The organism is Paenibacillus oryzisoli (assembly GCF_001653565.1).
GTDB lineage: Bacteria > Bacillota > Bacilli > Paenibacillales > NBRC-103111 > Paenibacillus_E > Paenibacillus_E oryzisoli.
On the sequence record NZ_LYPB01000050.1, the window covers coordinates 292,464 to 304,753 of the forward strand.

Here is a 12,290-nt window from a genome sequence, read left to right on the forward strand (position 1 = left end):
CAGCTTAAAAATTAATAATAAATGGAAAATATACAGTTAAAATGTCCAGAATCCCTGTTATCACGATTATCAGCCCGAATTAGCTACATAAAATCCAGTTATTATCATTTTTCAACGAAATTAAGCAGTTTTAACTGCATATTTTCCAGTTATTTCACAATCTCATCCCAACTTAGGGTTAATGTGCGGTGCCGGATACCAAGTGGCCGAGGTGCCTTGGTTACGGGCTACGGGCTACGGGCTACGGGCTACGGGCTACGGGCTACGGGCTACGGGCTACGATTTCCCATTTCCCATTTCCGATATTGAATACGGTTTCAAATGAAGATTACTCAGTGAGCGGCACAACGACACACATATTAAAAAGCTACCTCCTGAGCTTCGTATATCAGTAGGCAGCTTATATGACTAATATTGCGGCGTTTTTTCTTTCATCTTGAGCATACCGGAATGGAGCACAGTGGCTTTCACCGTTACGTTACCGAGCTCGTACTCAGTAAGCGGATTTACTCCATAATTGGTCATTTTCGCCCACTCTTTGAACTTATCTCTATACAAAATATGCTCTAACGAGTAGACATCAATGCTGCGGCTTTTGCCAAGCTTAAATGTCTGCTCAATCTCCTCTTTAATTTGCTTGGCAACTAATTGTTCCAACTCGCTCTCTCCGACACCTTCGAATATTTCAGCAACTCCTAAAGGTGCCTTAACCTCAATATCAAAAAAGGCTTGGCCACCCTGCACGCGTACTTTGATATGAGCCTTTGGTTTGACATTCACCGTTTGAACCGGCTTCCCTTCTCTATACACAACTATGGGGGTACGACTTGTATATTGATTTAACCACCTAGCGCCAAGGAATTGCTTCTCAGATACCCATTCTAGCTTATATTGTTTGTTCAAGCTGTAAGCGCCGTTCACTCTAAGTTTGGAATCTGGCTTTTCATTCTTGGCCCATACTGTATCATCGATGTCTAATGTGGGAAGCATCACGGTATACCCAGGTTCCCGCAACTTAGAAGCCACCCAGAATAAGCGATGAGGGGGAATAAATGAGTGTTGACGAAACGCTTCTACAGGCTGCATCAGTATCGAATTAATCGGTGAGACATTAAAGAACGGGATTACTGAGAAAATAGCCTCGATCGACTCATTCGTGCTGTATACCCATTGCGTAAATCTGGTCTCGCTATAACGTACGGACCCGTCTGTAAATTTACCAATGCCCTGATCTAGTGCACTCTTGGAGAACAAATAGGCGCCGACATGTCCCCAAAAAACGCGCTGCTGAGACGTTCGATAAAGCCTATTAAAAGCATCGCTAACCGTTGCTCCTTCTTCTTTACCAACCCAAATCATTGGCGGTTTCCCCGACTGTCCACCTTCTTGTTTCGCCACGCTGGCAAAATCCAACATTTGTCCATATACAATATATTTCCCATCTTTATAATCAAAACCAATGGCCGTCATGTAATTCGTATCCTGGATAGTTTTCATATCCCAACAGCCCGTCTGGCTAATCAATACACCAACACCTACTGTCCATGTCAAAAGCGATTTTATCCTCATGATCGTTCCCCATCTTGCCGGGTATCATCTTTGGGCTTGAGTTCATGTGGTCTTAGCTTTTGTCTCGTCCAAGGTTTAGCCAAGATAGAAGTGACCATCTGCCCAAATTGCGGTGGCGAAAATGGCGATAGATAGGGGACTCCAAACGACTCCAGCGTAGACATGAGGAGTACTAGACCCATAAGCGAAATCATGAAGCCATAGATACCAAACACAGTGGAAATTAGTAAAATGACGATGCGCAATACCGTAATCGTACCTGCTAGGGATTGATTGACCAGCGTATACATCGAAATTGTGGATAGGGATGTAACAACCAGTGTTGTCGGACTCGTAATACCCGAACGAATCGCTGCATCCCCAACGATTAAACCACCGACGACCGTGACGGTCTGCCCAACGACTTTCGGTAATCTGGCACCCGCTTCTCGAAATAATTCGAATAGCAGCAACATAATGATAAAATCCATCGGCCCTGACAATGGCAAACCTAACCTGGAAGAGGAGATGGTGGCTACAAGCTGATACGGAATTTGGTCCAAGTTAAAACTGGACACCGAAATCCACAAACCAGGCAATAACACCGAGATCAGCAATCCTATCAAGCGTAATATGCGTTCAAAAGCAACGAAATAGTAGGGATTATGAACATCTTCAGGAGAATCTAAAATAAAGCTCAAGGAAGCTGGCGCAATGAGTGCCATCGGCGAACCATCGACAATGACGGCAAATCGTCCGCGAAGTAAACTATCGGCCACAAAGTCAGGCCTCCCTGTGTAGTTTAACAACGGAAATAAGGAGAAAGCCCGTCCTGACAAAGCTTCATTAAGTTGAGCACTGCTAATAACCGCATCGACATCAATCACTTGCAATCGGTCTCTTGCCTCTTGGAGAATCGACTCGTTGATGACATCACCTAGATATAATAAGGCAACGACCGTATTACTTTTTCGCCCCAAATGTATCTTCTCGCAGCATAAACTCGGTGTAGCCAATCGTTTGCGAACTAAAGCGATATTCGTGATAACATCTTCCGTGAAACCATCACGTGGCCCTTTAATCGACGTCTCTGTACTCGATTCTTCTGGAGAACGATTCGGCGGCGAGGCAATGTCCAGTGCATATAAGGCTTGGATATTTTCAAAAAATAAGATGAGCTGTCCCGCATAAACCGCTAATTTCATATTGGTTATCCAGTCTTTGCCCGTTAACTGCACAAATTGCAACATCGCGCTTACATCCAAAGCATCTTCATTCCGGTAAAAATCGCTGTCAACAAACGCCTGCACCCTAGGCAGCACAAGACCATCGATCATGTCAGTCCTGACCATACCTTCGCAAAACAGCATCGTAACACGATCGCTCATTTCCCCATACGTTACTGGATAGGTTTTGATAATGATGTCGTCCGAAAGAGCAAACCATTCATGGAAATCTTGCTCATTCATTTCGCCTCCATCTCCTTTCGCCGTATAGGCAGCATCGCGACTACTAGTAGAAACAAGAGCAATACCAGACCAACTGCAAACATGATCATATAGTAATCGTTTTGCAGCCACAGCACCATTTGATTATCAGATACGGGGTACATGCTTAGTCCTAACAGACCTAAACTGATCCAGATGAGGATGTGCGTGCGAGTCGATTTCTGCTTCACTTTCATCAAATCTACACTAATGAACATCAAGATGGACGTCCGCATGCAGGCGCCCGAAATCCATTGAAAAATAGATAGGAAATCCAAGTGGGAAATATATTTCCCTAGTGTCACCATACGCCATTGTTCAAAAGCTGGATAACGCAAATCCGCCGCCTCGAAAGGACCAAATATGGCGATTGCTCCCGTCAAAGGACCTATGGTAAGACCAATTACAATCATGGACAGAATTAATAAGCCTCGTAATCGGATTCGGGTTCGAACATGATGTTGAAGAATAAGTACACTCAGAATCTCGAAGGAAGCACTGCAAGTTAGCCCCACACACATTAAAGTTGGACCATATCCATGTGTAAATAGTGGCGTAAGCAGCGTGTAATCCTTATATTGAAAGTTCGCACCCATGACAAAGTAACCTAGGAGCATAACAACTGGTAAAAGGATACCCGATGAAATCGCTATTGCCATCATGCCTTGTCTTGCAGCAAAGAAGCAAAATACGATAAACAATAACATAATCATAAATATAGGTGTTCTAGGAAGATAAGTAATATGGGTCCACATAGTGACATCTTTGATGGTAACAACGGCATGCGTAAAACAGATCAGGATGAGAATCGTTCGAAAAAAATACGTCCCCCATTTTCCGATTCTCATTCGGATCCATTCAATTAAATCTCCCTGTTTCGTTCGTTTCACTAAAAAATAGATCAAACTAGCCATTATCAGCATGGGTACGACCGCCAATGAGGCTCCCAGCCAGGAATCCCTCTTCCCGTAGTGAAGCAGCACAGGGATTAGCAGAACATGATTCGTTATGGCAATCGAAATGATGATAATACAATATAGTTGGAGTGTAGTAATCTGCTTTTTTACAGGCATAAGGTTCTCCCACTTTGGAATGAGATAGAAGTATGAGATAGACATACAATAACAGCTATCGTTAAGTTTTCCCGCAACTGGAAATTTATGCGTAAATACGCAACAAAGCCGCCTCCCGAAGTTCGGAAAGCGGCTCATGCAGCCAATTACTCTAATAGAAAGTTGCCAAAATGATAACCAACAAAATGTACAATACCAGAACAACAGCTGTGCTGGAGTATCCAACGTTTGACATGGTTAGTTCCCCCCTCCGCCTTCCGCCTTACAAAATCTGGTCTTGGCTCTCCCTATATCCTATGTTAGGCAAGGCGGTTGGGTATGGACGTATGTCTATTTATCCGCGAAGAAACGGGGTTAATTCACCTAGATAACAGACATCCAGATAGTGCAGTGCCCGGGTGCAAGCCGTGTAAAACAGCTTGCGTTCCTTAGGCTCAGCATAGACAGCTGCCCCAGCGTCGTAGAGAATGACCGCGTCGAACTCGAGCCCTTTGGCGAGGTACGCCGGCAAGATCATCACGCCTGCCTCGTAGTGCAGCGTGTCTTTGCTGATCCGCGCAAGGTCCGGCAGCAGCGGCTTCAAGCGACCGTGCGCAGACGCCGTCTCGCGCTCGGTCTTGCAAATGATCGCGACGGAGCTTGCGCCGCCGTCGCGACGAAGTGCCGCCGTCTCTGCGACGAGGCGGACCAACTCTTGCTCGCTTGCTGCGCGCAGCAAGCGCGGCTCTTCGCCGCTGCGGCTGAACGGTTCCACCGGTTCGCCGCCCGGCAGGACCTGACACGCGAAGTCCGTGATCTCGCGTGTCGAGCGGTAACTCTTGACGAGACGGATCGTCTCCGTCTCGTCTTCCCCCATCAGCTCGCTAATCGAGCTGTAGCCTTGCTCTTGCTGCGCGACGCTTGCTCCTTCCAGCGCACTCGTCTTCTCACTCTCACTTACACTTACACTCACATTCGCGTTCGCGTGCGTGAAGATCCCTTGATTCCAATCGCCGAGTAGTGTGAAGCGGGCGCGTGGGAACAGCTTTTTCAAATAGGCATAGTGAAAAGGTGAATAATCCTGTGCTTCATCGACGAGGCAATAGCGAATCGTACCCACGCGCAGTTGCCCTTCTACTAGCCCTTTGAGATACACGAGCGGGGTTGCATCTTCGTAGCGCAGGTGACCTTGCGTTAGTGCCCCCACTGTAACTTCACTAATCGTCGTCCATGCCTCAGGCAGTGGCTGATGGGAAAGCCCCACTAGCTCCTGCTGCAAGCTTGCGTCCGTAAACAGCTCCTTGTACATGCCAAGCACGTCGACATAGGCTAGTTTCTGTGCCTTTTCGCGGAGCGGTGTGATCGCTTTGTGCGCTTTGACTCTGCTCATTTTCTTCATCTCAGGCTCAGAGCCCATATATTTTGGCTCACGCACAAGCTTGCGATAAAACCGCTTCTGCACATCAGCTTGGAATACATCCAGCTTTTCGAGAATCCACTCCGACAATTGCTCCATCCGCTCGCCGATAGCCAGAATCGAAGGCTTGCCGTAGAAGCGTTCGCTTAGCTCGTCTGCGGTGATCAGCACCTTTTTCCCCACAGCCAAGTCAACGAATCGGATCCCACCTTCTTTCAATTTATCCCCATAGGCTTCAATCACACGTAAGAAAGCTTCGGATGTCTTGTAGGTGATGCTCTGCAAACGTGCCGCATACATAGGATCCTTTTCTGTGCCTGTCAAAATAAATTCAAGCTGATCATACGGATCTTCCAATTTCAGTCCGGTATCCGTTAGTTTATGTGTTAAATAGTCTTGGAAGGTCGTTTGCTGCATAGTCGCTTCACCAAGCTCTGGCAGAACGCGAGAGACGTAATCGCTGAACAGCGAATTCGGCGAAAAGAGGATCATATTATCGGCACTAAGTGTTGTCCGATACTTGTAGAGCAGATACGCGATGCGCTGCAGCGCTACAGAAGTTTTACCGCTGCCCGCCGCACCTTGGACAACCAGCACCTTATGATGATCGTCCCGGATGATCTGATTCTGCTCGCGCTGAATCGTCGTGACGATGGAGCTCATCTTCTCATCCGCGCTGCGGCTGAGCATCTTCTGCAGCATCTCATCACCGATCGAGATGCCTGTATCGAACACATCCTGCAGCTCGCCGGATTTGATGATATATTGACGCTTGAGCCATAATTCGCCGCTTACGTCCATCTCTGGTGTGCGGTAAGTCGCCGGGCCTGGCGGATAGTCATAGAACAAGCTGGCGATTGGTGCTCGCCAGTCATAGATCAGTATTTCATCCGTCTTACTATCGATGAATGACGTCAAACCAATATAGATTTTCTCCCGGTCTTGTTCGCCCTTCTCTTGAAAATCGATCCGGCTGAAATACGGCGCATCCACCACACGCTCCAGCTTGCGCAGGGCATCCTGGGCTAGTCGGTAGCTCCGCTCTTGCCCTTGCAGCACATGCTCCTGCTGAGCCATACTCGCTGCCGTTTCAATCAAATCATCGTCATTGTCCGCATTGACGGAAATATCGTCCCAGAAGCTGCGGCCAATCGCCGTCGCTTCTGATCTACGGTCATCTACCGTTTGGCGCAGCTCAATAATACGCCGCTGAATGTTTCCGCGCACCACAGAGACGCGCTGCGCTTCCTTCTCTCGTTCTTCATTCCCTATCGCCATGGTTTCACTCCACTCCCAGTGATTTCTATATCTCAAAGATACACGTTCTGAATGACTTCTTCAAATTCCGGTTCTTCCATATGTACATCCTCCATATCGCCCCAATTGCTCACAATGCGCAGGACGTCCATCGCCTTCAGTTCTTGCCGATTACAAGCAATGGTCAGCGTATTTGCTTCGTGCGCGATCACTCGAAATGGCAGATCCCAGCTATCCGGCACCCCAATCTCGCCCCGATAGGACACCTTCATCATCGTCGGCAGCCCAATACGTTCTCTCAGCTTGTCTATGGAACCATCATAGCCAATTTCCCCATGATTAATGACAATAACTCTTGGGCACAACTGCTCAATATCGTCCATATCATGCGTCGTCAGCAGTATCGTCTTCCCGAAATCCCGATTCAACGTGTGCAGGAAACCACGAATGTTCTTTTTGGCTACCACATCTAAGCCGATCGTAGGCTCATCCAAGAACAAAATGTCCGGATCATGCAGCATCGAAGCTGCCAAATCTGCACGCATTCGCTGACCAAGCGAGAGTTTGCGAACTGGTGTATCCAGAATTTCTTTTAAATCAAGCAGCTCCGTCAATTCACCTAATCGGCGCTGAGCATCGGCCGCTTCTACGCGGTACATCGCGAGGAGGATTTCATACGAATCCTTCACAGGGAGATCCCACCACAGCTGGCTCCGCTGTCCGAATACGACACCAAGCTGCCGAACGACTTGCTTCCGTTGTTTCTGCGGTGAGCTGCCATGAATCAGAACCTCACCAGAGGTGGGGTGAAGGATGCCTGTGAGCATTTTGATCGTCGTCGATTTCCCCGCTCCATTAGGACCAATATACCCAACGAACTCGCCGGTTTCAATTTCGAAGCTCACATCGCGCACGGCTTCTTTCTCTTTGTACGCCCTAGAGAATAGGGTGCGGAGCCCCGAAAACTTCCCTTCTTGAATGACAGGGGATTGAAAAGTTTTGCGTAAATGCTTGACTGTTATCATGCAGACTAGCCCCTCCCGTTTGGTTAATGTAATTAACTACCTGTACTTTGATAGCGAGACAACCCTAACTTCCAGAATCGCATGGCTAGCCATAACGCAACCCCAGCGACAATTATTGTACCTAACAACATGCCTAAGCCACCTTCATTTCTCAGCACATACAGGGCAGGAATATAATTGACGAATCCTACTGGCACGAGCACTAACAGCGCGCCTTGGAGCCATTTGGGGTAAATGCTGAGCGGATAACGAGCCGCGGTATGGGAGGCATCTTCGGTCATGTTTTGCAAGGACTCAATCCGTGTAAGCCAGAAGCCTGCGGCTGCCGTCGCCAGTCCAATCGCGAATAAAATCACCGCACCTGTGAGGATGATAAACCCCGTTAAAGGGATAGCACTCCAACCGATTTGCCCGCTTCCGATAAGCGCTTTCATCGAAATAAACAACAGGATAGTTCCTTGACAGATTTCGGCTATGAGAATCCGTGAATTTTGGGTCATCAAAGCAAGCAGCACAGGAACAGGACGAATCAGAATCGCATCCAAGTCGCCTGAAACGAGATATTTCTCGAGATGATGCACATCAGAGGCAAGTGTGCGATAAATCGCTTTGGAAATCATGATCACCCCGTAGAGATAGCTCACTTCGTACAATGACCAGCCATGGATATGGCCGAACTTCATCATCACCAGCGCCACCATCATAAACTCAGAGATTTGAATGCATGCAGACATGAGGGTCGAGAATATAAAATTAAACTTATACTGCATGCGGCTCCGGAAACTTGCCCGAATCAGCAGCATAAACAGCCGAATTGAGATCATCCGCCTTGCACCTCCAGCTTCTTGCGAACCACCCCAGTAATAGCCAAACAGACACAAGTAAACCCGATGCCCCAAAGAATTGCGCCCAGCACCACAGTGCCATGTTCAAGTCCAAGGTAGATTCGAGTTGGGTAATAGAGTAAATAAGGATATGGCGTATACAAACTAATCGTTCGAAGCCAGCCTGGCAGCCATTCCACAGGGATAAAGAAACCAGATAGCAGCATAGCAAACGAATAGTTAACCCAGTAAAACCATCGAGATTCTGTCGTCCAGAGGGCGGCAACGCCGATTAAGTAATTCATACAGATGGAAATATAAGAGGCCGTGAGTAGTGAGAGAGCTGTCCATCCATACACCGAGGCGATTTGTGGAAGCTGTAAGGAGAAGATGAAGACATAGAGGACATAAATCGGAATGCTTTTATATAGGAATTGATACCACACTTGGCCCCATTCACGGCTCATCGCTTGATAAAATAAATGCACGGGCCGCATCAGATCGACCGCGATTTGACCTGTCCGAACCGATTGCTCGAGTCCGAGTCCATTCGTCGTAAACTGTGTAATCCACAGAATGGCTTGGTTAAAAGCTATGTAACTTACGATGCCTTTGGCACCGTATTCGCCCAGCGATGCATCGCTGCCTAGACTGCTCCAGATGCTGGCATAAATAATGCCGAACACCGCACTTACGGCATTGTGCAGCAAATGCGAGCCACGATACTGCAGGTTTCTTGCATACGCCTTGCGCGCTAGAACCGCGAAAAGCATAAAACACCTCCTGTTTTGTCATTCAAGATCCGTTTACCTTTTCATTTAACGTGCAGTCGCCGCGTAGAGACGGAATCCCATATTACCAAAATAAACCTCTATCTGGCAACAGTTATTTCTAGCAGGGTAGGCATAAGATGACGAACTATTCTTGGAGCAAGATTAGCAATCCTGAGCGGGATCAAGTCCTGCGGCGAGTAGTTCTTCTACTGCTGTTGGGTTGCTCACCTATAGCGCCAACAAACAAAAAACCGCCCCCCAAGTAAGCTCTACTTGAGAGACGGCCTGATCCAATTTATTGCGCACGTGCCGGCTTTGCTTCCTGACTGCCTATAGCTTCAGACTGAGGCGCAGCGCCAGGGACGCCAAATTCAGCATTGTAGCCCGTTTGCGTACCTTTGGTCAAATAATCATGATCCAAATAGGCGGCCAAGTACTGTTTACCGAACATTAAGTCGTACTGCACGTTCCGATAATCGGCGATGAGAGGCGCCGCGGATTCTGGAACCGTTGCATGCAGCTGGCCATCTTGATCGACAATCAGATTGCTGAGAAGCCCTGGTACCTGCTGGGCCAACTCGGCATTCAAAGCGAAATTCGCTGGCTTTTCCATATGAAGCATATCCAGCACATGAGCCCCTAAGAAGGAATCACTTAGCACCGGAATGTCTTGCTTCGGCATATCAAAATTGGCCCATGTCACAAGCGGGATGCTGTGCATCTTCTTGATTTCTTCCAACGACCATTTGTTAGCATCACTTGTTGAAATAAAGCCTGCTTCCTTATACACCTGATAATCCATGCCAAGCATCGGCAGATGGTCGCCATAGAACACGATCATCGTCGGTTCATCCAAATCCTTGAAATGATCAATCATCATTTGCAAGCTTTGATCCGCGTCATGCGCACCTTGTGTATACGTTTCTAGGATGCTTTTGGCTTGAGCAGATAGATTACCTGTTGCTTTGAATTGATTCTCGCCATAACGCGGATCATCATATGGTCCATGATTTTGCATCGTTACGGTATAGATAAACATCGGATTTTCCGTTTTATCAACTTCATTGATCACGTTTCTTGCGACCTCGGCATCGGAGATGAAATAACCCTTCGTTTCCGGGTTGTCGAAGTGCTCACTACTCTTGAAAGATTCAAAACCAAGCTGCTTATAGACATTGTTCCGATCCCAGAACCAGCCTTCATAGGAGTGAATCCCCATGCTCTTATATCCCTTATCTGCAAAATAACTGGCCAAACTTGGAATTGGCTTCGAGATATACTGTTGATATGGAATGGATCCGCCAGGTAAGAAGCTCATCGAGTTCCCGGTTAATACTTCAAATTCCACGTTGCTCGTTCCGCCGCCATACTGTGGCGAAAGCAAATAACCGGAACTCGACTCCTGCTGCAAGCGATGAATTGTCGGAAGTGGGTCTTCGCTGAACGTGACATTCTCAAGCAGGGTAGGATCCCAGAAGGCTTCGCTCATGACGAAAATAACATTCGGCTGCTTCCCGTCTGCAAGGGTCGCTTTCGCTTTGCGGACGCCAGCCGTTTCCTGTTGCACAGAAGAAGCACCTTGAATCGTGGCAGCGGCAGCAGCCAGTGCTTGTTCACTGTAGGTATCTGGCTTCTGGACAATCGAATTCTTCACATTGAGTGTGAAGGCAAGCGTGAGCCCGTTGTTTGCGTAGTTTTGCTGCTGGTCCCACACAATCTCATTAACGCCTGCATGGTCCAGAATTTTGCCAGCTAACGGGGTTTTGATTCCGAATGCATATAAGGCATAGAGCGAGAAAAGCCCTAAACCGAATCGAGCGATAATAGGCAGTGTTACACGCGGGATTACCCATCGAAGCGCAAGAACGATGAGAATCACAGCTGCTATAGCACAAATTCGAATTAAAGCAGCTTTACCCGTTACTAATGAAGCAATATCCATACTCTCTTTGTTCAGCAATATATCCCAAGGGAAGAACGGCTCCCCGATCATTTTCACTTTCATATACGAGATAATTGCCATCAGACCTAGAATTAAGGTCGTAATGGAGCCAGAGATTGCCAAAGACCCTACCAGGGCATAAACAAAAGCCAACAAAAAAAAGGTCAACCCTACGTTTAACATAAATAATGGCTGATTTCCTGTTATCCACTGCATGGTTTCAGGTAAATCACCACGTTCAAGAAATTCCATACCTACCACAGACAGAATAGGTAAGCCGATCATAAATAAAACAAGTGAAATCGATGCTCCCAGACGACTTGAGCTCTTTTTACTCGAAAGACGCTTCCGGGGCTTCAAATTCAAGTGCATCTTACATCACTCTCCTCATGCCCCTAATTGTAAATGTCAATTGTGAAGAAATTATGTAGCTAACCTTAAGGGAACCTTAATCCTTCCAGTATCTGTCAATCACTTCAAACCTTCCAACCAAACGGCAAGTGCTTTTAGTTCCTCTTCCTTCATCGTGACCTGAAACGGCGGCATCCCGCCACCACCCTTTTGTATCCGATTTACAATTTCAGCTTCTGTGAGGCGTTCCCCCACTTTTTGAATATTAGGACCTTGTCCGCCTTGTAATTGATTACCATGGCAGGAAATACAATAATTCTGATACAGTTTTGCAACGTCTACATTTGCAGAAACACTCGCGCTCGGTGTTGCCGATGGTTGATTGCCACAAGCCGTAATGCTCATTGCTGTCACTAGCAAGAAGCCGCCAACTAGGCCTACTCTCATTTTCATGTGCCCAAACTCCTTCAAACTCTTTTCTCTCATCATACCAGAGCGTGGATTGGAAAAGAAAGAAGAGCCGCGGGCACCATCACATGAACAACCTCGATATTCCTGCTGATCAAGGTTTCTCATATGATTATTATGGTCCAACTCGCGGCTTTATATAGGTG

9 protein-coding genes are annotated in these 12,290 nt (G+C 47.2%); all 9 read right to left on the reverse strand.

Annotation, left to right across the window (positions count from 1 at the left end):
• Positions 1 to 408: 408 nt before the first annotated feature.
• Positions 409 to 1,551, reverse strand: coding sequence for a Ger(x)C family spore germination protein (locus A8708_RS09345; RefSeq protein WP_204787498.1), 1,143 nt, complete (start codon positions 1,549 to 1,551; stop codon positions 409 to 411).
• A 14-nt stretch (positions 1,552 to 1,565) separates the two neighbouring features.
• The gene (locus A8708_RS09350) at positions 1,566 to 3,017 is read right to left on the reverse strand and encodes a spore germination protein (RefSeq protein WP_068663212.1); all 1,452 of its coding nucleotides are present in this window, start codon (positions 3,015 to 3,017) and stop codon (positions 1,566 to 1,568) included.
• Positions 3,014 to 4,108 (reverse strand): GerAB/ArcD/ProY family transporter, encoded by a 1,095-nt coding sequence (locus A8708_RS09355; RefSeq protein ID WP_068663213.1) that lies wholly within the window; start codon positions 4,106 to 4,108, stop codon positions 3,014 to 3,016. Before A8708_RS09355 ends, A8708_RS09350 begins: the two co-directional genes overlap by 4 nt.
• A gap of 334 nt (positions 4,109 to 4,442) precedes the next feature.
• On the reverse strand, positions 4,443 to 6,782 hold the full coding sequence (gene helD / locus A8708_RS09360) for an RNA polymerase recycling motor HelD (RefSeq protein ID WP_068663214.1): 2,340 nt from the start codon (positions 6,780 to 6,782) through the stop codon (positions 4,443 to 4,445).
• Positions 6,783 to 6,814: 32 nt separating this feature from the next.
• Positions 6,815 to 7,786, reverse strand: coding sequence for an ABC transporter ATP-binding protein (locus A8708_RS09365; RefSeq protein ID WP_068663215.1), 972 nt, complete (start codon positions 7,784 to 7,786; stop codon positions 6,815 to 6,817).
• Between the two features lie 32 nt (positions 7,787 to 7,818).
• Positions 7,819 to 8,610 carry an ABC transporter permease gene (locus A8708_RS09370; RefSeq protein ID WP_068663216.1) on the reverse strand — a complete coding sequence of 264 codons (792 nt, stop codon included), beginning with the start codon at positions 8,608 to 8,610 and terminating at the stop codon, positions 7,819 to 7,821.
• Positions 8,607 to 9,383, reverse strand: coding sequence for an ABC transporter permease (locus tag A8708_RS09375; protein WP_068663217.1), 777 nt, complete (start codon positions 9,381 to 9,383; stop codon positions 8,607 to 8,609). Before A8708_RS09375 ends, A8708_RS09370 begins: the two co-directional genes overlap by 4 nt.
• A gap of 295 nt (positions 9,384 to 9,678) precedes the next feature.
• Entirely contained in the window at positions 9,679 to 11,697 is a 2,019-nt protein-coding gene (locus A8708_RS09380) for an LTA synthase family protein (RefSeq protein ID WP_068663218.1), read from the reverse strand.
• 99 nt (positions 11,698 to 11,796) lie between these two features.
• Positions 11,797 to 12,129 carry a c-type cytochrome gene (locus tag A8708_RS09385; RefSeq protein ID WP_068663219.1) on the reverse strand — a complete coding sequence of 111 codons (333 nt, stop codon included), beginning with the start codon at positions 12,127 to 12,129 and terminating at the stop codon, positions 11,797 to 11,799.
• Positions 12,130 to 12,290 lie beyond the last annotated feature (161 nt).

Excerpts from the sequence above, each read along its gene's own strand:
- A8708_RS09380 (WP_068663218.1), bottom strand. The coding sequence starts at position 11,697 with ATGCACTTGAATTTGAAGCCCCGGAAGCGTCTTTCGAGTAAAAAGAGC.
- A8708_RS09365 (WP_068663215.1), bottom strand. The coding sequence starts at position 7,786 with ATGATAACAGTCAAGCATTTACGCAAAACTTTTCAATCCCCTGTCATT.
- A8708_RS09350 (WP_068663212.1), bottom strand. The coding sequence starts at position 3,017 with ATGAATGAGCAAGATTTCCATGAATGGTTTGCTCTTTCGGACGACATC.
- A8708_RS09385 (WP_068663219.1), bottom strand. The coding sequence starts at position 12,129 with ATGAAAATGAGAGTAGGCCTAGTTGGCGGCTTCTTGCTAGTGACAGCA.
- helD (WP_068663214.1), bottom strand. The coding sequence starts at position 6,782 with ATGGCGATAGGGAATGAAGAACGAGAGAAGGAAGCGCAGCGCGTCTCT.
- A8708_RS09355 (WP_068663213.1), bottom strand. The coding sequence starts at position 4,108 with ATGCCTGTAAAAAAGCAGATTACTACACTCCAACTATATTGTATTATC.
- A8708_RS09370 (WP_068663216.1), bottom strand. The coding sequence starts at position 8,610 with ATGATCTCAATTCGGCTGTTTATGCTGCTGATTCGGGCAAGTTTCCGG.
- A8708_RS09375 (WP_068663217.1), bottom strand. The coding sequence starts at position 9,383 with ATGCTTTTCGCGGTTCTAGCGCGCAAGGCGTATGCAAGAAACCTGCAG.